Raw genomic sequence first — 24,116 nt, 5'->3', positions numbered from 1 at the left:
CCGATCCGTACAGACCGATCGACGAACTGCCGCAACGAGCCGCCGGAGCGAAACGCCGGAACCAACCGTGCGCGCGACGCCGCCGCCCTGCCCCGGTTGCACATGACGCAATCGCGGCAGGCCCCGCATCCCGCCCGCCCGGCGCGCGGGACGACGGCGCGGCGTCAGTCGTCCGGCCGCACGGCGATGGTCAGGCGGTTGATCCGGGCAGTCCCTCCGCCGCGATCCGCACGACCATCCTTGTTCCCGACCACAATTCGCGATCGGTCAGACTGGTCTGCGCGCGCACCGTTTCGATCGCCGCTTCATCATCGGCTGCCGCCAGATCTTCGCCATGCACGATCCGGCCGGCATCGAACGCGTAAACGCGATACCACTGCATCATCCCCTCCGGCGCGCGCCGATGGCACGCGTCGCGCAACCCCGCTCATCCGGAGTTTCCCTTAGCCCGGCACAGTTGCAACGATTGCAATCCGTCGCCGGCCCGCCCCGCGTCTCGCGCGCGGCTCAAGCACGGCTCGAGCGCGGCGCGCCCGGGGTTCGTCCGCGGTTCGTCAACGCTGCGTTTCGTAACGCCGCCTTGATCGCGCCGCACGCGCACGCCACATGGCGACCATGCTGATCGAAACCGAAACCACGCCGAACCCGGCCACGCTGAAGTTCCTGCCCGGCCGCACGGTGATGCCCGCCGGCACGCGCGACTTTGCGTCGCCCGAAGAGGCCGAGGCGTCGCCGCTCGCCGCCGCGCTGTTCGCGCTCGGCGACGTTACCGGCGTGTTCTTCGGCCGCGACTTCGTTTCGGTCACCGCCGCGCCCGGCGTCGACTGGGCGACGCTCAAGCCCGACGTGCTCGCGATGCTGCTCGATCACTTCGTCGGCAACATGCCGCTGTTCCGCCAGGGCTCGGCCGCTGCGATCGGCGTGCCCGACGCCGATGCGGGGTTCGAGGACGATCCCGCCGATGCCGACATCGTCGCGCAGATCCGCGAACTGATCGAAACGCGCGTCCGCCCCGCGGTCGCCAATGACGGCGGCGACATCGTCTATCGCGGCTTCGACAAGGGCAAGGTCTACCTTCAGATGCAGGGCGCCTGCTCGGGCTGCCCCTCGTCGACCGCGACGCTCAAGAACGGGATCGAGCAGTTGCTCAAGCACTATGTTCCCGAAGTGACCGAGGTGCGCGCGGTCTGACGCGCGCGCCACGCCCTCCCCTTTCCCGATCCACGCTTTCCCGGAGAACCGCACCATGGGTGCCCCGCTCGACGACGCCGGCCTCGACACGATCTTCCGCACCGCGCGCAGCTTCAACCATTATGCCGACACGCCCGTGACCGAGGCCGATGTCCGCCGCATCTACGATCTGCTCAAGATGGGGCCGACCTCGGTCAACCAGCATTCGGGCCGTTTCGTGTGGCTGCTCACGCCCGAATCGCGCGAGCGGCTCGCGGCGCTCGCTACGGGCTCGAACCCCGACAAGATCCGCAAGGCGCCCGCGGCGGTCATCATCGCCGCCGACAGCAGCTTTCCCGACGATCTCCACTGGCTGTTCCCGCACGCGCCCGATGCGCGCAACTGGTTCGGCGACGAGGTCGGCCGGCGCGAACAGGCGTTCCGCAATTCGTCGCTCCAGGGCGCCTATCTGATCGTCGCGGCCCGCGCGCTCGGCTTCGACGTCGGCCCGATGTCGGGTTTCGACAACGCAAAGGTTGACGAAGCCTTTTTTGCGGACCAGCCGACGGTGAAGTCCAACTTCATCGCGACGCTGGGACATGGCGATCCAACCACCCTCCACGAACGACTCCCCCGCCCCGAATTCGAACGCTTCAACCGCATTGGCTGACGCACCGACGACGCTCGTCATCGAAACCGCGACCGCGGCCTGCTCGGTCGCGCTGCTGCGCGGAGGCCAGGTCGTCGCCGCCGCGCACGAGGTTGTCGGGCGCGGCCATGCCGAACGGCTGCTGCCGATGATCGCGGCGCTTCCCGGCGGCGGGCGCGCCGATGCGATCCGCGTCGATGTCGGCCCGGGCAGCTTCACCGGCGTCCGCGTCGGCCTCGCCGCGGCACGCGGGCTCGCGATCGGCTGGGGCGTGCCGGTTCATGGCTATTCGTCGCTCGCGCTCGTCGCCGCCGCCGCCTTTGCGGCCGATGCCGCCCGCGACGCGCTCGTCGTCGTCCTCGAAGGCGGGCATGGCGAGGTGTTCGTCCAGCCCTTCGCCCGCCCGCTCGTCGCGCTTGCGCCGCTGGCCTCGCTCGCCCCGGCGGCGGCGCTCGCGATGCTCGACGGTCGCCCGGCGGTCGGCAGCGGCGTTCGCCACCTCGTCGCGCTCGACCCGGCGCTGGCGGCGGCCGAGGCGCTTCCGCGCGCCGCCGACGCGATCCTGCTCTCGGGTGACGCGACGCAGCTCGCGCCCGATCCCGTCTATGGTCGCGCGCCCGATGCGCGCACGCTCGCCGAACGCGGGCTCGCCTGAATGGCTGCGCCGGTGATCGAGCTGCGCGAAGGCGGCGTACAGGACGTTCCCGCGGTCGACGGCATCATGCGCGCCGCGTTCGACCCCGAATATGGCGAGGCGTGGACGCCCGCCCAGTGCCTCGGGATGATGGCGCTGCCCGGCGTGTGGCTGGTGGTGGCGGCGATCGACGGCGTCGACCTCGGCTTTGCCCTGTCGCGCGTCGTCGCCGACGAGGCCGAGCTGCTGCTGATCGCGACGCATCCCGATGCCCGCCGCCGCGGCGTCGCGCGGGCGCTGATCGGCGCGGTCGCCGACGAGGCCGCGGCGCGCGGCGTCGTCACGCTCCATCTCGAAGTCCGCTCGGGCAACCCCGCCGCTCAGCTTTACCTCGCCGAAGGTTTCGCGAAAGTCGGCGAACGCAAAAACTATTACAAGGGCAAGACCGGGCATGTCTTCGACGCGCACAGCTATGCGCGGAATCTGGGCTGAACTGCACAAAAAAACGCGGCATCGTGGCTTGCCTTCGTGACGCGAACGTCCGATAGGGCGGCGCAGACGACACGTAAAAGTCGTCGTGAATGGGTCGAAAGGATAACCATGGACGTTTCAACGGACCTTCAGGAAACGCTGGTCTCGCTCACCGCCGATATTGTCGCCGCACACGTCAGCAACAACAGCGTCGCCGTCTCCGACCTTCCGCTGCTGATCCAGAACGTTCATGGCGCGCTCAGCGGCCTGGGCACCGCCGAGAGCGAGCCCGAAATCAAGCAGGAACCCGCGGTTTCGATCCGCGCGTCGGTCAAGCCGGACTATATCGTCTGCCTCGAGGACGGTAAGAAGCTGAAGATGCTGAAGCGTCACCTGATGACGCATTACCAGATGACGCCGGAGCAGTACCGCGCCAAGTGGAACCTGCCCGCCGACTATCCGATGGTCGCCCCGAACTATGCCGAACAGCGCCGCTCGCTGGCGAAGAAGATCGGCCTGGGCACCAAGCGCCGCAAGGGCTGATCGCCCGGCATCGCCGTTCACACGCCGGCCGCGCCCACCCGCGCGAGCCGGCGTCGTCGTGTCGCGCGAAAGCCCTCTTTTGCGGCGACGGCAAACTGGGTAGAGAGAGCCGAATGCCTCGCAAGATTGATCTCGAAGCCCTGTGCCAGGAAAAGGGCCTGCGCATCACCGAGCAGCGCAAGGTGATTGCGCGCGTCCTCTCCGATGCCGAAGACCATCCCGATGTCGAAAAGGTGTATGAACGCGCCGTCGCCATCGACCCCGGCATCTCGATCGCCACGGTGTACCGCACCGTCCGGCTGTTCGAGGAGGCGGGGATCCTCGACCGGCACGACTTCGGCGACGGCCGCGCCCGCTACGAACCCGCGCCCGAGGCGCATCACGACCATCTGATCGACGTCGAAACCGGCAATGTGATCGAATTCGTCGATCCCGAGCTCGAGCTGCTGCAAAAGCAGATCGCCGAACGGCTCGGCTATCGCCTTGTCGATCACCGCATGGAACTCTACGGCGTCTCGCTCGACCGCAAGGGCTGACCTTCCTTGGCATACGCCGCCACCCAGAGGCGCCTCGATGCCGCCGCCGGCATCACCACGCGCCTGAACCCGATCGAACACGCCCGCATGTGGTCGCGCATCGCGATGCTTGCGCTCGCGGTGCTCGTGTTCGTCCCGCTCCATTATCTGCTGCGGCTCGTGCGGGCGCCCTCGCCCTGCCCGCGGCTGTTCCTGCGCACCGCCGGCCGCATCTGCGGCGCGCGCGTGCGCTGCATCGGCACCCCGCTCCGGCGCGACGTGTTCTACGTCTCGAACCATCTGAGCTGGGTCGACATCCTCGCGCTCGGCGGCACCAGCGGCACCGCCTTCGTCGCCAAGACCGAGATCGGTGAATCGCCCGTGGTCGGCTGGCTCGCGCGGCTCAACCGCACCGTCTATGTGAAGCGCGAGAACCGGCTGGGCGTCGCCGATCAGATCAACCAGCTCCGCGACGCGCTCGAGGACAACTGGTCGATCACCGTCTTTCCCGAAGGCACCACCACCGACGGCAAGTCGCTGCTGCCGTTCAAGACGCCGATGCTGCGCGTGCTCGAACCGCCGCCCCCCGGCGTGCTCGTCCAGCCGGTGATGCTCGATTACGGCGATGTCGGCGAAGAGATCGGCTGGATCGGCCAGGAACGCGGCGTCAACAATGCCCGCCGCGTGCTCGCCCGCCGCGGCACGTTCGAAGTGCGCGTCAACTTCCTCGAACCCTTCCGGCCCGAGGATTTCCCCGGCCGCAAGGCGATCGCCGCCGAAAGCCGCCGGCGAATCGAGAACGCGCTCGTCGCCGCGATCGGCCAGCCGCTGCGCCCCTTCGCCTATGCGGACAATCCCATCGGCTACAAGACGCCGGCAGCGTAAGCTCCCGCGGCGTAAATCTCGGCGGCATAAGCCCCCGCAGCGTAAGCAATTGTCAGGTCGGCCGCCTGCGGTCGCCGCCTCGAACAGGGCGGCGGTCGAACGGCCCGCCGCGCCGGGCGCGCGCCCTCTAGTGACGCCCGCGCGCGCCCGGGTTATAGGGCCGCGGATGAACGCCACCCCCAAGACCTTCCACGTCAAGTCGTTCGGCTGCCAGATGAACGTCTATGACGGCGAACGCATGGCCGAGCTGCTCGGCGGCCAGGGCCTCACCGCCAGCGACGATGCCGGCGCGGCCGATCTGGTCGTGCTCAACACCTGCCACATCCGCGAAAAGGCGACCGAAAAGGTCTATTCGGAAATCGGCCGCCTGCGCCGCGACGACGGCAGCCGCCCGATGATCGCGGTCGCGGGCTGCGTCGCCCAGGCCGAGGGGGAAGAGATTGCGCGCCGCGCCAAGGTCGATGTCGTCGTCGGCCCCCAGGCCTATCACAACCTGCCCGATCTGGTCTCCCGGGCGGCGGCGGGCACGCTCGCGCTCGATACCGACATGCCCGCGGTCAGCAAGTTCAACGCGCTGCCCCGCCGCCGCAAGGTTTCGCCCAGCGCCTTCCTGACGGTGCAGGAAGGGTGCGACAAGTTCTGCACCTATTGCGTCGTGCCCTATACGCGCGGGGCGGAGGTCAGCCGCCCGTTCGACGCGATCCTCGACGAGGCGCGCGCGCTCGTCGACGCGGGCGCGCGCGAGATCACGCTGCTCGGCCAGAACGTCAACGCCTGGGACGATGCCGAGGGGCGCGGGCTGCACGGGCTGATCGCCGCACTCGATCGCATCCCCGGCCTCGCACGCATCCGCTACACCACCAGCCATCCCAACGACATGCGCGACGGACTGATCCGCGCGCATGCCGAGGTCGAAAAGCTGATGCCCTATCTCCACCTGCCCGTTCAGGCGGGCAGCGACCGCATCCTCAAGGCGATGAACCGCAGCCACACGCGCGATTCCTATCTTCGCCTGCTCGATCGCATCCGCGCCGCGCGGCCCGACATCGCGCTGTCGGGCGACTTCATCGTCGGCTTCCCCGGCGAGACCGACGCCGATTTCGAAGAGACGATGCAGCTCGTCGACGCGGTCGGCTATGCCCAGGCGTTCAGCTTCAAATACAGCCCTCGCCCCGGCACCCCCGCCGCCGACATGGCGGGCGAGATCCCGGCCGAGGTGATGGACGAACGGCTGCAACGGCTCCAGGCCGCGCTCAACCGCGACCAGGCGGCGTTCAATCAGGCGAGCGTCGGCAAGACCTGCGACGTGCTGCTCGAACGGCCGGGCCGCAAGCCGGGCCAGCGCATCGGCAAGTCGCCCTGGCTCCAGTCGGTCCACCTCACCACCGACGCGCCGATCGGGTCGATGGTCACGGTCGATCTGGTCGAAGCCGGGCCGAACTCGCTCGCCGGGGTTGCGCGCGTCGCCGCCGCGGCCTGACGCGCGCGGCGAAACGCACGGGGCCGCCGCCATTTTTCTGCGCCGGCCCTGCTGACAAGCGCCGGATCGTTCCTATCTGGGCTGCGGGTGCCGCCTCCTTGCCGGCGCCCGCCCCTTTCCCACCCAAGTTCAGGGACGATCCATGCCCACTCAAGCCAAAGGCTATGCTGCGTCCGCGGCAGGCACCCCCCTTGCCCCCTTTGATTTCCAGCGGCGCGATCCCGGCCCGCGCGATGTCGCGATCGACATCCTCTATTGCGGCGTCTGCCATTCGGACGTCCACACCGCGCGCGGCGAATGGGGCGGCACGCTCTATCCGTGCGTCCCGGGCCACGAAATCGTCGGCCGCGTCACCGCGGTCGGCAGCGAGGTGACCGCGTTCCGGCCGGGCGACCTCGCGGGCGTCGGCTGCATGGTCGACAGTTGCCGCCACTGCGCCGCCTGCGCCGACGGCGAGGAGCAATATTGCGAAGGCAGCGGCTTCGTCGGCACCTACAACGGTCCCGACAAGCATCTGGGCGGCCACACCTTCGGCGGCTATTCGGACCATATCGTCGTCGATGCCGACTTCGTCCTCCATATCGGCCATGACGAAAAGGATCTGGCCGCCGTCGCGCCGCTGCTCTGCGCGGGCATCACCACCTATTCGCCGCTCCGCCACTGGAAGGTCGGGCCGGGGCAGAAGGTCGGCATCGTCGGCCTGGGCGGCCTTGGTCATATGGGGGTGAAGATCGCCGCCGCGATGGGCGCCGAGGTCTATGTGTTTTCGACCTCGCCGGGCAAGCGCGACGATGCGAAGCGGCTGGGTGCGCGCGACCTGATCGTGTCGCGCGATGCCGATGCGATGGCGGCACATGCCAACAGCTTCGACTTCATCCTCAACACGGTCGCCGCCAGCCACGCGCTCGATCCGTTCCTCGCGCTGCTCAAGCGCGACGGCACGATGACGCTGGTCGGCGTGCCCGAGGATCCGCACCCCTCGCCCAACGTCGGCGCGCTGATCTTCCGGCGCCGTTCGCTCGCGGGGTCGCTGATCGGCGGCATCCGCGAGACGCAGGAGATGCTCGATTTCTGCCGCGACCACGGCATCGTCTCGGATATCGAGATGATCGACATCGACGCGATCAACACCGCCTATGACCGGATGGTGCGCAGCGACGTGAAGTATCGCTTCGTGATCGACATGGCCTCGCTCAAGCGCGACGCATGATCCCGCTGCCCCCGCCCCGGCACGGGCGGGGGCATGACGGCCGCCGGGCGACGGGCCGTTCGCCCGGCTCGCCCGGCGGTTGGCGATCGTCGCCAGATTCCCCCTGTTCGACGGCGCGGCCATCTGCCATCTTCGGCGGCATCGGCATGCGCATCTCAACCCTGCCCCGCACCATCGGATCGAACGCCGCGGACCCCGCACCGGCGGCGGGTTGCCGTGGTGCCGCGCGCCGGGGCCTTTGGCGCCTGCCGCCGTTTCCGCCGCGCGAAAGGATCGCATGAGCCGCAAGCCCGTCCCCGCCCAGTCCGGTGAGCGTTCCCGGGTCGAGGTGACGTTCGACAAGCCCCAGCTCCTGCCGCAGCTCTTCGGCGAGTATGATTCGAACATTCTCGCGCTCGAGGAGCGGCTGGGCGTCTATATCCATGCCCGCGGCCATCGCGTCGTGATCGAGGGCTCGGCAGAGGCCGTCGCGCATGCGCGCGAGGTGCTTCAGGAGCTTCAGGCGCGCGTCATCCGCGGCGAGGAGATCGACACCGGCCTCATCGACGCGGTGATCGCGATGGCCAGCGAACCGACGCTCGCGGGCATCATCCGCGCCGATTCGGGCGGCGGCAACGGCGGCGGCAATCCGCCGATCATGATCCGCACGCGGCGCAAGACGATCGTGCCGCGCTCGGTCGCGCAGACGCATTACATGCGCGACCTCGTCTCGAACGACCTCATCTTCGCGCTGGGGCCGGCGGGCACCGGCAAGACCTATCTCGCGGTCGCCCAGGCGGTCGCGCAGTTGATGACCGGCAGCGTCCAGCGGCTGATCCTCTCGCGCCCCGCGGTCGAGGCGGGCGAACGGCTGGGCTTCCTTCCCGGCGACATGAAGGAAAAGGTCGATCCCTATCTGCGCCCGATCTACGACGCGCTCTACGACTGCATGCCGCCCGAACAGGTCGAACGTCGCATCGCCAGCGGCGAGATCGAGATCGCGCCGATCGCGTTCATGCGCGGCCGCACGCTCGCCGACGCCTTCGTCATTCTCGACGAGGCCCAGAACACCACGCCCGCCCAGATGAAGATGTTCCTCACCCGCTTCGGCCAGAACAGCCGGATGGTGATCTGCGGCGATCCGCGTCAGGTCGACCTGCCCGGCGGCCCGCCCGCCTCGGGGCTCAACGACGCCGTCGCGCGGCTCGAAGGGATCGAGGGGATCGCGATCTCGCGCTTCTCGGCGGGCGACGTGGTGCGCCACCCGATCGTCGGCCGCATCGTCGCCGCCTATGAAGGCGACGAGGATTGACGCCCGGCGCTCCCCTTCTGAACGAACTGCACGAACGGACCTGACTGATGCTCGACATTGCCGCCATTCCGGAGGCCCCCTGGCCCGACGGGGACTGGGAGGCGCTGGCCATCCGCGCGGGCGAGGCCGCGATCCGCGAGACGCCCTTCGCCGGCTGGCTGGCGACGCCGACCGTGATCGAGGTCGCGGTGCGCTTCACCTCGGACGACGAGGTCCACGCGCTCAACCGCCAGTATCGCGACAAGGACAAGCCGACCAACGTGCTGTCCTTTCCGATGATCCAGCCCGACCTTCTCGAAACCGTCACGCAGAACAGCGATGATGGCGAAGTCCTGCTGGGCGACATCGTCCTCGCTTACGACGTGTGCGTTCGCGAGGCGGCGGAGCGCGGCATCGCGGTGGCCGATCACGCCACCCATCTGATTGTTCATGGCGTGCTCCATCTGCTAGGCTATGACCATCTGGAGGACGCCGAGGCCGAGGCGATGGAGGCGATGGAACGTTCCGCGCTTGCCAAGCTCGGCCTGCACGACCCCTATATCGTTCGCGAGGATTGACCACGAACATGCCTGAGGGCCCCAGTAGTACCGGACATAGTACCGGCACCTCTGATCATTCCCACGAGACCGGCGGCATCTGGCGGGGCATCCGCAGCCTGCTGTTCGGCGAAGACCAGGAAGAGACGCTCCGCGACCGGCTCGAAGAGGCGATCGACGAGGATGACGGCACCGCCGCACCCGCCGGCGACCTCGCGCCGATCGAGCGGCTGATGCTCAAGAACCTGCTCCATTTCGGCGAGCGCGATGCCGGCGACATGGGCGTGCCCCGTGCCGACATCGTCGCGGTCGAGGAGGGAACGGGTTTCGCCGATCTCGTCGCGCTGTTCGCCGAGGCGGGGCACAGCCGCCTGCCCGTCTATCGCGAGGCGCTCGATACCGTCGTCGGCATGGTCCATCTCAAGGACGTGTTCGCGATCCTCGCCTCGGGGGCGCCGCATCCCGAAACGATCGCCGACCTGATCCGCCAGCCGCTCTACGTGCCCCAGTCGATGGGCGCGCTCGACCTGCTCGCGCAGATGCGCTCCAGCCGCACGCACCTCGCCATCGTCCTCGACGAATATTCGGGGACCGAGGGGCTGATCACGATCGAGGATCTGATCGAGGAGATCGTCGGCGACATCGAGGACGAGCATGACGAGGCGCCGCCCGCGATGCTCGTCCCGATCGACGACGGCGGCTGGGAGGCCGATGCCCGCGCCGAGCTCGAGGACGTCGCCGAAACGGTCGATCCGCGGCTGGGCGAGGTCGAGGAGGATATCGACACGATCGGCGGGCTCGCCTTCGTGCTGGCGGGGCATGTCCCCAAGCCGGGCGAATGGCTCACCCATTCGAGCGGCTGGAAGCTCGAAGTCATCGCCGGCGACGCGCGCAAGGTCACGCGCCTCCGGCTCCATCCGCCCGCGCCCGACGCGGCCGTCGAGGAATAGATGCTCAAACGGATCCTCATCGTCATCGCGCTCGTCGTGGCGCTGTGCGTCGCGCTCTGGTTCTGGTTCGGCCGGCCCGACGCGGCACGGCTGGCCGAGGCCGCCGTCACCGGCCGGATCCCGCAGCTCAGCGAGCCGCGGCCGCAGGAGGTGCCGACCGTCGGCATCGCGCGTCCCGCCGGGTGGCAGGGCGGCGCCCGGCCTCAGCCGGCGGCGGGGCTCCGCGTCGCGGCGTTCGCGCAGGGGCTCGATCATCCGCGCTGGCTCTACCGGCTGCCCAACGGCGACGTGCTCGTCGCCGAAACCAATTCGCCGCCGCGCGACGGGGGCGGCATCACCGGCTGGGTGATGCGCTATTTCCTCCACCGCGCGGGCGCCGACGCGCCGTCGGCGAACCGCATCACGCTGCTGCGCGACAGCAACGGCGACGGCGTCGCCGATCAGCGTTTCGCTTTCCTCACCGGGCTCAACTCGCCCTTCGGCATGGCGCTGGTCGGCGACTGGCTCTACGTCGCCAACACCGACGCGCTGGTCCGCTTCCCCTATCGCGCGGGAGAGACGCGCATCACCGCGGCGCCCGAACGCATCGTCGCGCTGCCCGGCGGCGGCAACCACTGGGCGCGCAACGTCGTCGCCGCGCCCGACGGCAAGTCGCTCTATGTCAGCGTCGGCTCGTCGTCGAACATCGCCGAAAACGGGCTCGCCGCCGAAGGGCAGGTCTATGCCCGCCCGACGCCGTTCGGCACCAGCGCCCGCGACGCGCGCGCCGCGATCCTTCAGGTCTATCCCGAAAACCGCTCGCTGCGGCTGTTCGCCTGGGGGCTGCGCAACCCCAACGGCATGGCGTTCGAACCGCATTCGGGGTCGCTGTGGACCGTGGTCAACGAACGCGACATGCTCGGTTCGGACATGCCGCCCGACTATCTGACCCAGGTCGATATCGGCACCTTCTACGGCTGGCCGTGGAACTATTGGGGCGGCTATGTCGACAAGCGCGTCCAGCCCGAACGGCCCGATCTGGTCCAGTATTCGCGCCGCCCCGACTATGCGCTCGGCGCGCATGTCGCGCCGTTGGGGCTCGCCTTCGCCGCCGACGCGCGGCTGGGGCCGCAATTCGCCAACGGCGCCTTTGTCGGGCTGCACGGCTCGTGGAACCGCCAGCCGCTGTCGGGGTACAAGGTGGTGTTCGTCCCCTTCGGCACCAACGGCTTCCCGCTGCCGCGCGCCAAGCCGGTCGACGTGCTCGCCGGCTTCCTCTCGCCCGACCAGAAGGCCGCCTATGGCCGCCCGGTCGGCGTCATCACCGATGCGCAGGGGGCGCTGCTCGTCGCCGACGATGTCGGCAACACCGTCTGGCGGGTCAGCGCCGCGCGCTGATCCCCGTTCCCGGGGGGAGCGCCCCGCGCTCCCCGCCGTACCGGCCGTTGCGGCGCGCGGCTATTGCAGCAGCCGCGGCGCGTCGCGCTCCAGCTTCTCGCGGATCGGCCCCGCGAACATCGCGAACATCAGCGGCAGGTCCATTTCCAGCCGCACCTGCGTGTCGGCCACCGCCAGCCGGCACGGCACCGACTGGCCCATGCCGCTCGCGCTGAAACCGAACACGTCGCCGTCCCAGCGATAGTCGCCCGTCGTAAAGCCGGGGATCAGCGTGTTGAGCTTGTCCAGCCCGCCGTCGATGCGCGCACGCGCGCCCTCGCGGCCCAGCTGGTGCGGAATGTCGATCTTCAGGGTCTTTGCCACGGGCTTCCTCTTCCCCTCGTTGCGCCCGCCGCGCCGCCGGCGGCCGGGCCGATGCCGTCGTCCCCGGACCTATCAGAGCCGCGCCGCCGCCGCCAACCCCCGCCCGCGCGCTCGATTTCGCTCGCGCCCGAAATGCTTTAGGAACCGCGGCCATGCTGCGCTTCCCGCTCGTCCTCGCCTTTGCCGCCGGGCTCGTCTCGGCCACCGGCTTCGCCCCGCTCGATCTCTGGCCGATCGCGATCGCCTGCCTCGCGCTGCTGCTCGCGCTCGTCCATGCCGCGCCGGGGTGGCGCAGCGCCGCGCTGCGCGGCTGGCTGTTCGGGCTCGGCCATTTCGCGGTCGGCAACAACTGGATCCAGCACGCCTTCGACTATCAGGACAAGATGCCGCCCGCGCTCGGCTATCTCGCGGTGCTGCTGCTCGCGGTCTATCTCGCGGTCTATCCCGCGCTCGCGATGGCCGCCGCCTGGGCCTTCGCCCATGCCGGGGCCCGGCGCGAGAATGCGCGCGGCGCGCGGCCGTTCGACACCGGCTTCGTCCTCGCCGCCGGCGCCGCCTGGATCGCCGCCGAATATCTGCGCGCGACGCTGTTCACCGGCTATCCGTGGAACCCGCTCGGCGTGCTGTGGGTGCCGACGCCCGCCGCCGGGCTCGCCGCCTGGCTCGGCACCTATGCGCTGTCGGGGCTGACGATCGTTGTCGCGGGGATGGTCGCGCTCGCCGCGCACCGCCGCTGGCGCGCCCCCGCCGCCGCCGCCGCGATGCTCGGCGTCGCCGCGATCGCCGCCGCGCCGCCCGCGCCGGCGCCCGAAACGGCGCCCACGCGCCGCGTCCGCATCGTCCAGCCCGATATCGGCCAGGACGGGGTGAACGACCCCGGCTATGCCGAGCGCGTCCTCGCCCGGCTGATCGCGCTCAGCGGCGCGCCCGGCCCCGCCCCGCGCCTGCTCGTCTGGCCCGAGGGGATGGTCAACCAGCTTCTCGAGGACGGCTATCCCGGCGCCTATTATTTCCGCGGCGATCCCCGCGTCACGCGCGCGCGCATCGCCGCGCTGCTCGGCCCGCGCGATCAGGCGCTGGTCAGCGGCAACGCGCTGCTGTTCGACGCGCGCGGCCAGCTCGTCGGCGCGGGCAATTCGGTCTGGCCGATCGATTCGTCGGGAATGCTCGGCCCGCGCTATGACAAGGCGCACCTCGTCCCCTATGGCGAATATCTGCCGATGCGCACGCTGCTCGCGCCGCTCGGGCTCGCGCGGCTGGTGATGGGCGACGTCGATTTCCTGCCCGGCCCCGGCCCGCGCAGCCTCGACGTGCCCGGCTTCGGCCGCGCCGGGATTCAGGTCTGCTACGAGATCATCTTCTCCGGTCACACCGTCGATCGCACCCATCGCCCCGATTTCATCTATAATCCTTCCAACGACGCCTGGTTCGGAAGCTGGGGCCCGCCCCAGCATCTGGCGCAGGCGCGGCTGCGCGCGATCGAGGAGGGGTTGCCCGTCCTGCGCGCGACGCCGACCGGGATCTCGGCGCTGGTCGATGCGCATGGCCGCCTGCTCGGCACCGTGCCGCACCTTGCCGAAGGGGCGATCGACCTGCCGCTCCCGCCGCCGGCGCCACCCACGCCGTTCGCGCGGTTCGGCAATGCGATCGCGCTCGGGGTCGCGCTCGCGCTGCTTGCCTTGGCGATTGCTTTCCGACGCCGGGCTCGCTAGGGCAGCATATAAGGAAAGCTTTATATGGGCATGGCAACGGCCCGGCGATCCTCCCACATTTGAGGAAAATCATGCGTTCCAACTATCTCTTCACGTCCGAATCGGTCTCTGAAGGCCATCCGGACAAGGTCGCGGACCAGATCAGCGACGCCATCGTCGACCTGTTCCTTTCCAAGGATCCGGAAGCGCGCATCGCGTGCGAAACGCTCACCACGACCCAGCTCGTCGTGCTGGCGGGCGAAATCCGCTGCAAGGGCGTGTACGAGAACGGCGCCTGGGCGGCGGGCGCCGAGGAAGAGATCGAGCGCACCGTGCGCGAGACGGTCAAGCGCATCGGCTATGCGCAGGCGGGCTTCCACTGGGAAACCTTCCGCTTCGAAAACAACCTGCACGGCCAGTCGGCGCACATCGCGCAGGGCGTCGATGCCTCGGGCAACAAGGACGAGGGCGCGGGCGACCAGGGCATCATGTTCGGTTTCGCCTGCGACGAAACGCCCGACCTGATGCCGGCGACGCTCTATTACAGCCACCGCATCCTCGCGCGCATGGCGGCCGATCGCCACGCGGGCACCGCGCCGTTCCTCGAACCCGATGCCAAGAGCCAGGTCACGCTGCGCTTCGAAAACGACCGGCCGGTCGCGTGCACCGCGATCGTCGTGTCGACGCAGCACGCGCCGGGCTATGACCAGGGCGAGAAGGAAGCGCAGCTCCACGCCTATGTGAAGTCGGTCGTCGCCGACGTGATCCCGGCCGAGCTGCTGTCGGACGCCACCGTCTATCACATCAACCCGACGGGCAGCTTCGAAATCGGCGGCCCCGACGGCGATGCCGGCCTGACCGGCCGCAAGATCATCGTCGACACCTATGGCGGTGCCGCGCCGCACGGCGGCGGCGCCTTCTCGGGCAAGGATCCGACCAAGGTCGACCGCTCGGCGGCGTACATCACGCGCTATCTGGCGAAGAACATCGTCGCAGCCGGCCTTGCCAAGCGCTGCACGATCCAGCTCGCCTATGCGATCGGCGTGTCGAAGCCGCTGTCGCTCTATGTCAACACGCACGGCACCGGCACCGTCGCCGACGACAAGATCGAGGAAGCGATCGGCAAGATCGAAAAGCTCGGCGGACTCACGCCGCGCGGCATCCGCCTGCACCTCGGCCTCAACAAGCCGATCTATCAGAAGACGGCGGCCTATGGCCATTTCGGCCGCACGCCCGAGGGGGATTACTTCCCCTGGGAACGCACCGATCTGGTCGAAGACCTCAAGGCCGCGCTCGCCTGATCGCGACGGGCAAGAAAAAAGGGCCGGAGCGCAGCCGCGTTCCGGCCCTTTTTCTTTGCGCCTTCTTCGGATGTGACCTAGCCTTCCCGAAAATCCGGGGGGAGAATCCGAAATGATCGCACGCCGTCTTGCCGTTGCCGCCCTGCTGTTCGCGCCGGTGGTGGGTACTGCCCCGGCCTCGGCCCAGCAAACGCCGATCACCGCGCCTGCCGGCCAGACGTGGCGTCACGACTCGACCGGCCTGGCGGTGCCCGCGACGCTCGCCGGGCTGCCGCGTGGCGACATGGTCGATCTCAGCGGCGGCAAGCAGCTCGACGTGATGGCGCAATATGGCACGCCCGAAACGACCGAGGTCACGCTCTACCTGTTCCGCCCGGGGCTGATGGACGTGTCGATCTGGTTCGACCGGATCGAGACTCAGGTGCGCAATCGTCCGGTCTATGGCACGCCGACCCCCGCCGGTCCGGTCGTCGCCTTCACCGCCCCCGGCGCGGCGGACGAAGGCGCGCTGCGGCGCAGCTATGTGCCCGGCAAGCCGCCCTATGCGGGGACCGCTGCGGCGCTGATGCCCTTCGGCCGCTGGCTCGTCGGGCTGCGGATCAGCTCGAAGACGCTCGCGCCTGCCGCGCTCGACGAGCAGTTGACCGCCGCGATCGCCGGGCTCGGCTGGCCCGCCACGGCAGCGGCACCCGCTCCGCGCGCCGCCGCGATCGCCGAATGCGCCAGGCCGATCGCCCCCGACGCGAAGGCCAAGTTGATCGCCCCCAACCTGCAGGATGCGCTGCTCGGCGCCGGGGCGGTAAAGGCGGCCGAAAACCAGGCGGCCTCGGCGACCGCGAAGCCCGCGTCGCCACGCTGGTGCCGTTCGGGACCGGCAACTGCCCCGTTCGCGATCTATCGCAACGAAGACGCGCCGGGCTATGTCATCGCTTTCGGCGACGCCGGCACCGCGATCGAAGTCGGCCCGTCGGTCGCCGGGAAGTTGCAAAACGGCACCGACCGCTATTCGGTCAGCCTGCACGCCACGACCGCGACGCTGATCTTCCCCGACTTCGACCGCCTCCCGGCCCCCGCCGCCGTGATCGCGATGGTTCAAAAAACGCGTCCCGTGGCCATGGTCGACGTCACCGGCAAGTCGATCCAGCTCGACGCCAAGACCTTGTCCAAATAACGCGGGGCAGCCGCCCACCGCCGTCCTGACGCCAGGTCTTTGGGATGCTCACCACGCCGCCATTCCCAACCTGATCCGCGCGCGACCGGCAGCCGGTGGCGCTGGGCCGTGAACTCATAAACAGCCGCTGTTGGCGATCCGCCTGACTGTCCGGAATTGGGTGGATTGCAGCCGAGGTGCTTTTAAGCACGTTGGTGACCAATTTAGCGAGCGGCTTATGCCGGCTACCAGATAGCCGCTACCTCCATATCAAGACCTTCTGGAGCAGCGGGGAGGAAAACTATAACGGGATTTTTCAAAAACCCGCCACAACCGAACAGCCCTGCCCGGATAAGCAGTCTAGATCCAACCCTCACGAGGCTGACCGGACCTGCAAGGCTCGCCGTAAAGTCCGGGATGACGTTGCGTATCAGATACGGATTTCCGTATTTCCGCGATTTTGACGTACTACCCGGCGAAATATCATCAGCCACTTGATAGGTAAGAGGTACAATTTCCGCTCTATCAAGTAATTCTTTGGCTAGCGCCATTTTCTCCTTGCGAACATCATGAACTGCCTCAGCGGGGACAGGGTTGATTTCGCCTCGAAACGGCGGGGACGCCTTCATCCACTTAGCATATCCATCAACGTCACGCGGACACGTTGGCGGAAACGGTGCCACGATCGCGGGAGCGGATTTACTCTTCTGCGCAAATGCCGGTTGAGCCCAAGCCAGTGCGCTCAAAAACACGCCAGCAAAAAGAGAATTCATTAACATCATCTGAGTGTTATGCCGCACTGGAAAACAACCGCCAATAGCCGCTTCTGGGCGCTTTCGGTCATTCCGCATTTATCAGGCCCCCGCCGCCGTGATCGCGATGGTTCAAAAGACGCGTCCCATGGCCATGGTCGACGTCACCGGCAAGTCGATCCAACTCGACGCCAAGACCTTGTCCAAATAACGCCGGGCACCGCCCGCTCCCGCAATCATCCGGAGCCGGGGCTTCATCCTCTGTTGGCGTGCCTGCGCGCAGCCTGATCCTGTGCCGCTCCCGAAAAAGAAGGCGGCCGAGGACGAGAGGATGGACATGGAGCGTTTGCCATCGACGGTGGCGGCGCCGGACGCGGGGCAGCCGCCCACCGCCGTCCTGACGTCAGGTCTTTTGGATGCTCGCCCCGCCGCCCATTCCCAACCTGATCCGCGCGCGACCGGCAGCCCGGTGCCGCTGGGCCGTGAACTCATAAACAGCCGCTGTTGACGATCCGTCTGACTGTCCGGAATTGGGTGGAAAGTCGACAGGCAGCTTTCTGCGCTCTGCCCGTCAAAGCTGCCGTTCTCAGGTCGACCTAAGTGCCGTTAGGACTGTATCGCCTAGCTATGCGCTCGGGACGCTGAGGTATGGCCTTGGCTGGGTCGAGTTGGACCATCTTTGCGCCGGAGCGCCGCATCGTTGCCACGACTTCAGGCCAGTTCTGGTCCGACACCGCGATGAAAACCGTTACCTTCGATAGGGATCGATCCGGCAGATTCGATATTACCTTTTTGAGAACAGCCACAAGGTTGGGTTCCGAAAGCGATGCGAGCGCTACCTTATCCGCATAGCTTGCGGTCAGCGCGTCGTGGACCCACGTCTCCGACACGGCATAATCATCCGCACCGGGAAGACGCAAAACGGTAGTGGAGGGCGTTTCATCGTCACCAATCAGCCGACCGACGGCCTCGCGCAGATACTCGTGCCATTCGCGTTCCGCATTAGCTTTCGGACCGAGAAGCGGAGCAAGAAACGCCGCCTTTGCGGATGCCTCGAGAGCGACCTGCGCGGCGAGAACCTTGCGGCCCCTTGCCTGCGCAGCATCCCAAGCGTTCGCGTTGATTGGCGATACCTTTCCGTGGAGGAGATCGACCGCAATGTCGATCGTGGCAGGATCGGACACAAAATCCTCGGCGGGGATCACGACAGGAATAATTACCTTCTGACCGTCGGACGAGAAGCGTGGATCGCCCCGCCACCGGATAGAACTAACCGAATGGGGCAGCGCCTTGATGTAGTCGGCTGGCACGACGTCGGACAGGGCGAGTGCACGAACCAACTTGCCCCCAGCACCGTAGATTACGACAGCGTTCGGCCCGTTGCCCGTACCATGCCAATCATCGAACGTGACCGCATATTCGCCATCGTCTCGAACGAGCGCCAACACCGGAGCCACGTCGTTCGCAATTCGATGTTCCCAGACTAATTGCCAGCGCCCGTCCACCAGTCGTTCCAGTCGCGCGCTCGCGACCAGCGATCCGCCTTTCTTCTGTCCAGGGGGGGCAACATTTTTCACCTTATCGTCGAAATAACCAAGCTGGCTATTGAGATCGCGCGGGCTGACCGTGATGCGGGCGTGGCCGGCGCAGGACGTGTAGGTGGTGGTCGTCGGTAACGACCAGCTGTCGGCACAGGAGGGCGACGGCGCGACAGAGACCGAAATCGCACCCAAGGCCAGCAACCCCAGCGCTCGAAACATCCTCATTGCCCGCACCTTTCAAGATACAATGTATCTTAACTGGGCGGCATTATGCAATCTCTGCCTGAGCCGAAGACAGTGGACTGCGGTGTCGCTATGGCTGCTTTGGCGCGTGTGTGTAGTGGCTTGAACGGCAACAAGTGGGTGCCTTCGGTCATTCCGCATTGATCAGGCTGTCGCCCAGGGGCCTTTGTAAACGTCACCGACCGCTATTCGGTCAGCCTGCACGCCACGACCGCGACGCTGATCTTCCCCGACTTCGACCGCCTCCCGGCCCCCGCCGCCGTGATCGCGATGGTTCAAAAGACGCGTCCCGTGGCCATGGTCGACATCACCGGCAAGTCGATCCAGCTCGACGCCAAGACCTTGTCCAAGTAACGCCAGGCACCGCCCGCTCCCGCAATCATCCGGAGCCGGGGCTTCATCCTCTGTTGGCGTGCCTGCGCGCAGGCTGATCCTGTGCCGCTCCCGAAAAAGAAGGCGGCCGAGGACGAGAGGATGGACATGGAGCGTTTGCCATCGACGGTGGCGGCGCCGGACGCGGGCAGCCTGATCCCGCTGCGCGACGTCGAGGTCGCCTTCACCCCCGTGGTCGACACGCAGGACGGCTGCGTCGTCGCCTATGAGGCCCAGTTGCAGCGCGGCGCCGCCCGGACGACGCGGGCGCTGCTCGCGGGCGTGCCGCTCGCCGAACGCGCGGGCCAGGATCACAATTGCCGCACGCTCGCCATGGCGGCGGCGGTCAAGGCCGGGATCGGGACGCGCAAGGTCCAGCTCGGCGTCAGCATCCTCGCCGCGCTGGTGCACGATCCGGCGGCCGAGGCCGAAGAGACGATCTTCGCCGCGATCGCCGCGCGCTTCCCGCATCGCCGGCTGGTGCTTCAGTTCAGCGAGGGCGACGGGCTCGACGGCGCGCACATGGCCGCGCTGATCGCGCAATATCATCGCCGCGGCTTCATGGTGGCGTTCGACGATTTCGGCTCGGCCGACAACGGGCTCGACCTGCTCGCGCGCTTCACCCCCGATGCGGTCAAGATCGACGCCGCGATCGTCCACCGGCTGTGCAGCAGCTGGTCGCGGCGGCTGGTGGTCGAAAGCATCGTGCAGATCGCCGAACGCAGCGGCATCCGCGTCGTCGCCAAGGGCGTCGCGACGCGCGGCGAGTATGACAAGCTGGTCCGGCTGGGCGTCCGCTACATGCAGGGGCCGCTGTTCGGCGCGGCCGAAACCGGACGGCTGCCGCTGCCCGACTGGGAACCCTTCGAACCCGGCCTCGCCGGATGACGACGGCCCCGGCGGCACTGACGGCGTGGGCGGCACGGACGGCATGGGCGGCCCCGACCGCCCCGGCGGTGTGGACGGCTTGGGCGACATGGGCGGCACGGGGGAATCCCTATGCGGGCTTTTCCAATGCGGCGTCGCCCGGAATGGGTCGGCGGGCGTTAACCATTTAACCTCAGGACAGAAAGGGGAATGCCATGCCTTCGCCCATCGCCGTCCCGAGCACCGTCGACTTCCTCCCGCTGATCGCCGCCGACGGCGCCACGCCGATCGCGTGGATGGCCAGACCGCAAGCGCGCGGCGATTCGGCGGTCGAGCCGGACCGCATGGATTCGATGTTCCTCGCAACCCTCGCTTTCGTCATCCGAACGGCAGCCGAATCGGGGCTGATTTCCCCCCAATCGCCGCTTTTGGTCACGATTCCGGGCGATTCGTCACCCCATCGGGCGCTGTCCCAGCTGTTCCGGGTGGCGCTCGCCAACCGGCTTTCGCCCGCGCTGATCCGTGTCGCGATCGACGTCGGCGACGGTGCGGCGGCCGATCGGGCGACGGCGCTTGCCGCCGCCTGCGCTGCCCGCGGCATCGGAATCGTGCTCGACCGCTTCGCTGCCGGCCCGCTCGCGCTGCGGCTGCTGGCGCGCTTCACGCCGTGTTTTATCCTTCTGGATCAGGGTCTTGTGCGGGCGATCGACGCCAGCGAATCGCGCCGCCGGATGCTCGACGGCGTCATCCGGCTGGCGCGGGCGATCGACGTTCCGCTCGTCGCGACGGGCATCGAGCATCGCGCCGAACAGGCCGCGCTCGCCGCGCTCGGCATCCGCCGCTTCCGCCTCGACCGCACCGCCCCGCTCCCCCGCCCGCCGCGCCGCCATCCTCCCCTCCCGTTCCCCCCTCTTCCCCGCCAGCCCGCCGCCGCGCTCCACTGACCGAGCCCGCTTGCGCCCGCCGCCAGCCGCGCTAACAGGGCGACCGTGTCCGATCCCACCACCATCCGCCGCCTCTACGGCCGTCGCCAGGGCCACAAGCTCCGCCTCGGCCAGTCCGCCCTGGTCGAGGAGCTGCTGCCCCGGGTCAGCGTCCCAGAAACCGGCGCGCTCGATTCGCCGACGCTGTTCGGCGACGCGCGCCCGCTCGAATTCGAGATCGGCTTCGGCGGCGGCGAGCATCTCGCCGGCCAGGCGGCGATGCGCCCGGACCACGGCTTTATCGGCTGCGAGCCCTTCCTCAACGGCGTCGTCGGCGCGCTCAACCATATCCGCGACGGCGAACTGGCCAATGTGCGGCTGTACATGGGCGATGCGCTGTCGGTGCTCGAACGCCTGCCCGACGCCTGCCTCGAGCGCGTCTATCTCCTCCATCCCGACCCCTGGCCCAAGGCACGCCACGCCAAACGGCGAATGGTCAACAACGGCCCGCTCGACCTGATCGCCGCCAAGCTCAAGTCCGGCGGCGAATTCCGGCTCGGCACCGATGACCCCACCTATTGCCGCTGGGCGATGATGGTGATGAACGCCCGCACCGACTTCGTCTGGCTGGCCGAAACCCCCGCCGACTTCCTCACCCGCCCCGCCGACTGGCCCGAGACGCGCTACGAGCGCAAGGCGCGGCGCCAGGGGCACGAGGTGTGGTATTTCCGCTATCGCCGCGTCTGATCCGCGGCCGATGGTTGCGCCTCCGCCACGAATCGGCTAGGCGCCGCCGCGTCATCTGGGGAGTAGCCACCCGCCACGCACGGGGGCTGCCGCGTCAACATGCTCGGTCGAGAGGCCGTGGCGCGGCAGGGGACGGCAATGCCGTCCGGGCGAGACCAATGGCATCGCGCTTCCGTCCGGCCGGGCGGGAGGCGGGATGTCGTTGGATTCGCGTTCGCCCGGCCCGGAGACCTTCGTGTTCGAAGCCATCATCACCTCGACCTTCGCGGTCGCGCTCGCCGAAATCGGCGACAAGACCCAGCTGCTCGCGATCGTGCTTGCCGCGCGGTTCAAGCGGCCGGTGCCGATCATCCTCGGCATCCTGGTGGCGACGCTCGCCAACCATTTCCTCGCCGCACTGGTCGGCGTCGAGGTCGCCGGGCTCGCGAACGGGCGCTGGTTCTCCTATCTCGTCGCGGGTGCGTTCGTCGCCATGGCGTTCTGGACGCTGATCCCCGACAATCTAGACGATCCGCACGACCAGCCGGCCCGGTTCGGCGCCTTTCTCAGCACGCTGATCGCCTTCTTCCTCGTCGAAATGGGCGACAAGACGCAGGTCGCGACGATCTCGCTCGGCGCACGCTTTCACAATGTCTGGGCGGTCACGGCGGGGACGACGCTGGGCATGATGATCGCCAACGTTCCCGCCGTGCTGTTCGGCAACGTGCTGATCCGCCGCGTGCCGCTGGCGCTCGTCCGCCGATTGGCGGCGGGACTGTTCCTCGTCATCGGGCTGGTCCTGTTCGCCCAGACGGCAGGCCTGCTCGGCTAGTCCGCACCGGCCGGGGCGTTGCCGCTGCGCGCCCAGCGGCGACGCAGCAGCCGCCCGGCCATTGCGCCCGCGCCGGGGCGAAGGAACAGCCAGTCGCGGATCGCGGCGCCCTGCTCGGCACCGATCTCGCGCTTGTAGCCGCTGTCGCCCGCCCCCCAGTCGACGCGCTCGATCCCGGCGGCAACGGCGCGCGTCAGGTTGCGATAGTGCAGCAGCTTTCCCGGCGAATAGCGAGCAAAGGCGGGATCATAACTGTTGGCGATCGCGTAACGCAGCGCACCGGCGTCGAGGTCGAACGAAAAGGCGACCGGCGCGCCGTCGACCCACAGCAACGCGGCGGACATCGTTGCCGCCAGCACCGGATCGGCCGCCGCGGCGCGCCAGAAGGCGCCATGCCCCTGCGCGGTGAACTTGGCGTCACGCCCATCGGTTCGGGCGGCGATCCAACTGCGCTGCTCGATCGTCGCAAGCGACTCGAACAGCGCCGGTCCCCAGTCCGCACCGCTGCAAAACTGCCAGTCGAGCGAGCCCTCGGCCGCCAGATGCTTCTCGTGCGACCGGTTCTTGCGCAGCGTCGAGTTGCGCGGCCAGCGTCCGGCGGCCTGCATCGCAGCCATGTCGAGCAGGTAGGAATCGGCGACAAAGCGGTCGATCGCGACCCAGCCGCGCGCCGCGGCCGCCGTACGGAGCAGCATCAACGCCGGATCGCCGTCCATCACCGGTCCCAGTCGCAACGCACGGACGCTCCGCCCCAGCGCGTCGAGCAACGCCTCGCCCACCGCCGCGTCGTCCACCGCATCGCGCCGGACCGGAAAGCTGCGGAACGGCCAGTAGCAGCCGGGCACCGTCGCCAGACCGATCGCGGCGGGACCGACCGGCACCAACGGCAGGGCAATCACCGCTTCGCCCGCGCGACGAACGATCAGCGTCCGCGCCGCCCCGCCATAGGCACGCAGCGCCGCCGCGTACCAGCCATAACGGAGGAAGCGGTGGCTCGGCGCCGCGCCGTCGGCGACCCGATCGATCGCCGCCGCCAGCCCGTCGAGCCGTTCGGCCGCGATCGGGCGCGCATCGGCGACGAAGCGGGCGGGAGGGATCGGCATGGTCATCGCCGCCGGGTCTAGCGCCGGCTCGTTACCATTCGGTTTGACGCAGGCGCTGGCGCTCGCCCATATCCCTCGGCATGAGCCCCTATCTGTCGACCGTTTCCGAAACGATTCAGGCCGCGATCGCGCCGGTGTTCCTGCTGGCGGGGCTCGGCTCGATGCTCAACGTGATGGTGGGGCGGCTGGCGCGCATCGTCGATCGTTCGCGCAAACTCCAGCAGCTCCACCCGGTGTCTTCCGGGCCCGAACATGAACGGCACGTCTGGGAATTGCGGCTGATCGACCGGCGAATCTCGGTCATCAACACCGCGATCTTCCTGTGCGTGTCGAGCGCGCTGGCGATCTGTATCGTCGTTGCGGTGATGTTCGTTTCGCGGCTGATGGCGCTGCACGTCGGCGCGATCGTCGCGGTGGCGTTCGTGATCTCGATGTTGCTGCTGATGGGCGGGCTGATGTTCTTCCTCTACGAAGTCCGGCTGTCGCTCGGCGCAATCCACGTCCGCAAGGACTTGCTCGACGCCAAATCCGAATAGCCCGC

Annotated in this window: 26 protein-coding genes; 21 read left to right on the top strand and 5 right to left on the bottom strand. The window is 68.3% G+C overall.

The window, feature by feature from the left end; genetic code table 11:
* Positions 1–190 precede the first annotated feature (190 nt).
* Positions 191–382, bottom strand: coding sequence for a hypothetical protein (locus ACT3CF_RS03295; RefSeq protein WP_478420328.1), 192 nt, complete (start codon positions 380–382; stop codon positions 191–193).
* A 233-nt stretch (positions 383–615) separates the two neighbouring features.
* Between ACT3CF_RS03295 and ACT3CF_RS03290 the strand changes: the two genes are divergently transcribed.
* From ACT3CF_RS03290 to ACT3CF_RS03230, 13 genes are all read left to right on the top strand, one after another.
* Positions 616–1,191, top strand: a complete 576-nt coding sequence (locus tag ACT3CF_RS03290) for a NifU family protein (RefSeq protein WP_478421337.1) — start codon at positions 616–618, stop codon at positions 1,189–1,191.
* A 55-nt stretch (positions 1,192–1,246) separates the two neighbouring features.
* Positions 1,247–1,840, top strand: coding sequence for a malonic semialdehyde reductase (locus tag ACT3CF_RS03285; RefSeq protein ID WP_478420326.1), 594 nt, complete (start codon positions 1,247–1,249; stop codon positions 1,838–1,840).
* Complete coding sequence (tsaB, locus tag ACT3CF_RS03280; RefSeq protein ID WP_478420324.1) at positions 1,833–2,474, top strand: tRNA (adenosine(37)-N6)-threonylcarbamoyltransferase complex dimerization subunit type 1 TsaB; 642 nt, start codon at positions 1,833–1,835, stop codon at positions 2,472–2,474. The genes ACT3CF_RS03285 and tsaB overlap by 8 nt, the downstream gene beginning before the upstream one ends.
* On the top strand, positions 2,475–2,945 hold the full coding sequence (locus ACT3CF_RS03275; protein WP_478420322.1) for a GNAT family N-acetyltransferase: 471 nt from the start codon (positions 2,475–2,477) through the stop codon (positions 2,943–2,945).
* A gap of 108 nt (positions 2,946–3,053) precedes the next feature.
* Positions 3,054–3,467, top strand: coding sequence for a Ros/MucR family transcriptional regulator (locus tag ACT3CF_RS03270; RefSeq protein ID WP_478420320.1), 414 nt, complete (start codon positions 3,054–3,056; stop codon positions 3,465–3,467).
* A gap of 113 nt (positions 3,468–3,580) precedes the next feature.
* The gene (locus ACT3CF_RS03265; protein WP_478420319.1) at positions 3,581–4,003 is read left to right on the top strand and encodes a Fur family transcriptional regulator; all 423 of its coding nucleotides are present in this window, start codon (positions 3,581–3,583) and stop codon (positions 4,001–4,003) included.
* Between the two features lie 87 nt (positions 4,004–4,090).
* Positions 4,091–4,867, top strand: a complete 777-nt coding sequence (locus ACT3CF_RS03260) for a lysophospholipid acyltransferase family protein (RefSeq protein WP_478421336.1) — start codon at positions 4,091–4,093, stop codon at positions 4,865–4,867.
* A gap of 166 nt (positions 4,868–5,033) precedes the next feature.
* Positions 5,034–6,347 (top strand): tRNA (N6-isopentenyl adenosine(37)-C2)-methylthiotransferase MiaB, encoded by a 1,314-nt coding sequence (miaB, locus tag ACT3CF_RS03255; RefSeq protein WP_478420317.1) that lies wholly within the window; start codon positions 5,034–5,036, stop codon positions 6,345–6,347.
* Between the two features lie 142 nt (positions 6,348–6,489).
* Positions 6,490–7,557, top strand: a complete 1,068-nt coding sequence (locus tag ACT3CF_RS03250) for an NAD(P)-dependent alcohol dehydrogenase (protein ID WP_478420315.1) — start codon at positions 6,490–6,492, stop codon at positions 7,555–7,557.
* A 277-nt stretch (positions 7,558–7,834) separates the two neighbouring features.
* Positions 7,835–8,848 (top strand): PhoH family protein, encoded by a 1,014-nt coding sequence (locus ACT3CF_RS03245; RefSeq protein WP_478420313.1) that lies wholly within the window; start codon positions 7,835–7,837, stop codon positions 8,846–8,848.
* A gap of 47 nt (positions 8,849–8,895) precedes the next feature.
* Positions 8,896–9,405: an rRNA maturation RNase YbeY gene (gene ybeY / locus ACT3CF_RS03240; protein WP_478420312.1), complete on the top strand. Its 510-nt coding sequence runs from the start codon at positions 8,896–8,898 to the stop codon at positions 9,403–9,405.
* Between the two features lie 8 nt (positions 9,406–9,413).
* Positions 9,414–10,334 carry a hemolysin family protein gene (locus ACT3CF_RS03235; RefSeq protein WP_478420310.1) on the top strand — a complete coding sequence of 307 codons (921 nt, stop codon included), beginning with the start codon at positions 9,414–9,416 and terminating at the stop codon, positions 10,332–10,334.
* Positions 10,335–11,711, top strand: coding sequence for a PQQ-dependent sugar dehydrogenase (locus ACT3CF_RS03230; protein WP_478420308.1), 1,377 nt, complete (start codon positions 10,335–10,337; stop codon positions 11,709–11,711).
* A 60-nt stretch (positions 11,712–11,771) separates the two neighbouring features.
* Here ACT3CF_RS03230 and ACT3CF_RS03225 read toward each other — a convergent pair whose 3' ends face one another.
* A complete protein-coding gene (locus tag ACT3CF_RS03225) occupies positions 11,772–12,074 on the bottom strand; it encodes a polyhydroxyalkanoic acid system family protein (RefSeq protein WP_478420306.1) in 303 nt (100 codons plus the stop codon).
* Between the two features lie 152 nt (positions 12,075–12,226).
* Here ACT3CF_RS03225 and lnt point away from each other — a divergent pair, with 152 nt between their 5' ends.
* The 3 genes from lnt (at position 12,227) to ACT3CF_RS03210 (ending at position 16,237) form a co-directional block, all read left to right on the top strand.
* On the top strand, positions 12,227–13,786 hold the full coding sequence (lnt, locus tag ACT3CF_RS03220) for an apolipoprotein N-acyltransferase (RefSeq protein WP_478420304.1): 1,560 nt from the start codon (positions 12,227–12,229) through the stop codon (positions 13,784–13,786).
* A gap of 71 nt (positions 13,787–13,857) precedes the next feature.
* A complete protein-coding gene (metK, locus tag ACT3CF_RS03215; protein WP_478420302.1) occupies positions 13,858–15,066 on the top strand; it encodes a methionine adenosyltransferase in 1,209 nt (402 codons plus the stop codon).
* 112 nt (positions 15,067–15,178) lie between these two features.
* Positions 15,179–16,237, top strand: coding sequence for a hypothetical protein (locus ACT3CF_RS03210; protein WP_478420300.1), 1,059 nt, complete (start codon positions 15,179–15,181; stop codon positions 16,235–16,237).
* A gap of 224 nt (positions 16,238–16,461) precedes the next feature.
* Here ACT3CF_RS03210 and ACT3CF_RS03205 read toward each other — a convergent pair whose 3' ends face one another.
* Together ACT3CF_RS03205 and ACT3CF_RS03200 are read right to left on the bottom strand one after the other, a co-directional pair.
* Positions 16,462–16,989 carry a hypothetical protein gene (locus tag ACT3CF_RS03205; RefSeq protein ID WP_478420298.1) on the bottom strand — a complete coding sequence of 176 codons (528 nt, stop codon included), beginning with the start codon at positions 16,987–16,989 and terminating at the stop codon, positions 16,462–16,464.
* Between the two features lie 575 nt (positions 16,990–17,564).
* Positions 17,565–18,728 carry a hypothetical protein gene (locus ACT3CF_RS03200; protein WP_478420296.1) on the bottom strand — a complete coding sequence of 388 codons (1,164 nt, stop codon included), beginning with the start codon at positions 18,726–18,728 and terminating at the stop codon, positions 17,565–17,567.
* Positions 18,729–19,232: 504 nt separating this feature from the next.
* On the opposite strand from ACT3CF_RS03200, the gene ACT3CF_RS03195 reads away from it, so the two are divergent.
* The 4 genes from ACT3CF_RS03195 (at position 19,233) to ACT3CF_RS03180 (ending at position 22,472) form a co-directional block, all read left to right on the top strand.
* Positions 19,233–20,012 (top strand): EAL domain-containing protein, encoded by a 780-nt coding sequence (locus ACT3CF_RS03195; protein ID WP_478420294.1) that lies wholly within the window; start codon positions 19,233–19,235, stop codon positions 20,010–20,012.
* Between the two features lie 194 nt (positions 20,013–20,206).
* Positions 20,207–20,935 (top strand): EAL domain-containing protein, encoded by a 729-nt coding sequence (locus ACT3CF_RS03190; protein WP_478420292.1) that lies wholly within the window; start codon positions 20,207–20,209, stop codon positions 20,933–20,935.
* Between the two features lie 45 nt (positions 20,936–20,980).
* The gene (trmB, locus tag ACT3CF_RS03185; protein ID WP_478420290.1) at positions 20,981–21,661 is read left to right on the top strand and encodes a tRNA (guanosine(46)-N7)-methyltransferase TrmB; all 681 of its coding nucleotides are present in this window, start codon (positions 20,981–20,983) and stop codon (positions 21,659–21,661) included.
* Between the two features lie 196 nt (positions 21,662–21,857).
* Positions 21,858–22,472 (top strand): TMEM165/GDT1 family protein, encoded by a 615-nt coding sequence (locus ACT3CF_RS03180; RefSeq protein ID WP_478420288.1) that lies wholly within the window; start codon positions 21,858–21,860, stop codon positions 22,470–22,472.
* Here ACT3CF_RS03180 and ACT3CF_RS03175 read toward each other — a convergent pair.
* Positions 22,469–23,575, bottom strand: coding sequence for a GNAT family N-acetyltransferase (locus tag ACT3CF_RS03175; protein WP_478420286.1), 1,107 nt, complete (start codon positions 23,573–23,575; stop codon positions 22,469–22,471). The two genes, ACT3CF_RS03180 and ACT3CF_RS03175, sit on opposite strands and share 4 nt — an antisense overlap.
* A gap of 80 nt (positions 23,576–23,655) precedes the next feature.
* On the opposite strand from ACT3CF_RS03175, the gene ACT3CF_RS03170 reads away from it, so the two are divergent.
* A complete protein-coding gene (locus tag ACT3CF_RS03170) occupies positions 23,656–24,111 on the top strand; it encodes a DUF2721 domain-containing protein (RefSeq protein WP_478420284.1) in 456 nt (151 codons plus the stop codon).
* Positions 24,112–24,116 lie beyond the last annotated feature (5 nt).

Source organism: Sphingomonas chlorellae (assembly GCF_056485145.1).
Note: the sequence above shows the minus strand (reverse complement) of the source record. Positions and strands in the feature narration are given on the sequence as shown.

Excerpts from the sequence above, each read along its gene's own strand:
- ACT3CF_RS03190 (WP_478420292.1), top strand. The coding sequence starts at position 20,207 with ATGCCTTCGCCCATCGCCGTCCCGAGCACCGTCGACTTCCTCCCGCTG.
- ACT3CF_RS03210 (WP_478420300.1), top strand. The coding sequence starts at position 15,179 with ATGATCGCACGCCGTCTTGCCGTTGCCGCCCTGCTGTTCGCGCCGGTG.
- ACT3CF_RS03290 (WP_478421337.1), top strand. The coding sequence starts at position 616 with ATGCTGATCGAAACCGAAACCACGCCGAACCCGGCCACGCTGAAGTTC.
- ybeY (WP_478420312.1), top strand. The coding sequence starts at position 8,896 with ATGCTCGACATTGCCGCCATTCCGGAGGCCCCCTGGCCCGACGGGGAC.
- miaB (WP_478420317.1), top strand. The coding sequence starts at position 5,034 with ATGAACGCCACCCCCAAGACCTTCCACGTCAAGTCGTTCGGCTGCCAG.
- ACT3CF_RS03170 (WP_478420284.1), top strand. The coding sequence starts at position 23,656 with ATGAGCCCCTATCTGTCGACCGTTTCCGAAACGATTCAGGCCGCGATC.
- ACT3CF_RS03200 (WP_478420296.1), bottom strand. The coding sequence starts at position 18,728 with ATGTTTCGAGCGCTGGGGTTGCTGGCCTTGGGTGCGATTTCGGTCTCT.
- metK (WP_478420302.1), top strand. The coding sequence starts at position 13,858 with ATGCGTTCCAACTATCTCTTCACGTCCGAATCGGTCTCTGAAGGCCAT.
- ACT3CF_RS03245 (WP_478420313.1), top strand. The coding sequence starts at position 7,835 with ATGAGCCGCAAGCCCGTCCCCGCCCAGTCCGGTGAGCGTTCCCGGGTC.
- ACT3CF_RS03250 (WP_478420315.1), top strand. The coding sequence starts at position 6,490 with ATGCCCACTCAAGCCAAAGGCTATGCTGCGTCCGCGGCAGGCACCCCC.
- ACT3CF_RS03180 (WP_478420288.1), top strand. The coding sequence starts at position 21,858 with ATGTCGTTGGATTCGCGTTCGCCCGGCCCGGAGACCTTCGTGTTCGAA.
- ACT3CF_RS03270 (WP_478420320.1), top strand. The coding sequence starts at position 3,054 with ATGGACGTTTCAACGGACCTTCAGGAAACGCTGGTCTCGCTCACCGCC.
- ACT3CF_RS03260 (WP_478421336.1), top strand. The coding sequence starts at position 4,091 with ATGTGGTCGCGCATCGCGATGCTTGCGCTCGCGGTGCTCGTGTTCGTC.
- lnt (WP_478420304.1), top strand. The coding sequence starts at position 12,227 with ATGCTGCGCTTCCCGCTCGTCCTCGCCTTTGCCGCCGGGCTCGTCTCG.
- ACT3CF_RS03265 (WP_478420319.1), top strand. The coding sequence starts at position 3,581 with ATGCCTCGCAAGATTGATCTCGAAGCCCTGTGCCAGGAAAAGGGCCTG.
- ACT3CF_RS03175 (WP_478420286.1), bottom strand. The coding sequence starts at position 23,575 with ATGCCGATCCCTCCCGCCCGCTTCGTCGCCGATGCGCGCCCGATCGCG.
- ACT3CF_RS03275 (WP_478420322.1), top strand. The coding sequence starts at position 2,475 with ATGGCTGCGCCGGTGATCGAGCTGCGCGAAGGCGGCGTACAGGACGTT.
- ACT3CF_RS03195 (WP_478420294.1), top strand. The coding sequence starts at position 19,233 with ATGGAGCGTTTGCCATCGACGGTGGCGGCGCCGGACGCGGGCAGCCTG.
- ACT3CF_RS03205 (WP_478420298.1), bottom strand. The coding sequence starts at position 16,989 with ATGAATTCTCTTTTTGCTGGCGTGTTTTTGAGCGCACTGGCTTGGGCT.
- ACT3CF_RS03295 (WP_478420328.1), bottom strand. The coding sequence starts at position 382 with ATGCAGTGGTATCGCGTTTACGCGTTCGATGCCGGCCGGATCGTGCAT.
- ACT3CF_RS03230 (WP_478420308.1), top strand. The coding sequence starts at position 10,335 with ATGCTCAAACGGATCCTCATCGTCATCGCGCTCGTCGTGGCGCTGTGC.
- ACT3CF_RS03235 (WP_478420310.1), top strand. The coding sequence starts at position 9,414 with ATGCCTGAGGGCCCCAGTAGTACCGGACATAGTACCGGCACCTCTGAT.
- ACT3CF_RS03285 (WP_478420326.1), top strand. The coding sequence starts at position 1,247 with ATGGGTGCCCCGCTCGACGACGCCGGCCTCGACACGATCTTCCGCACC.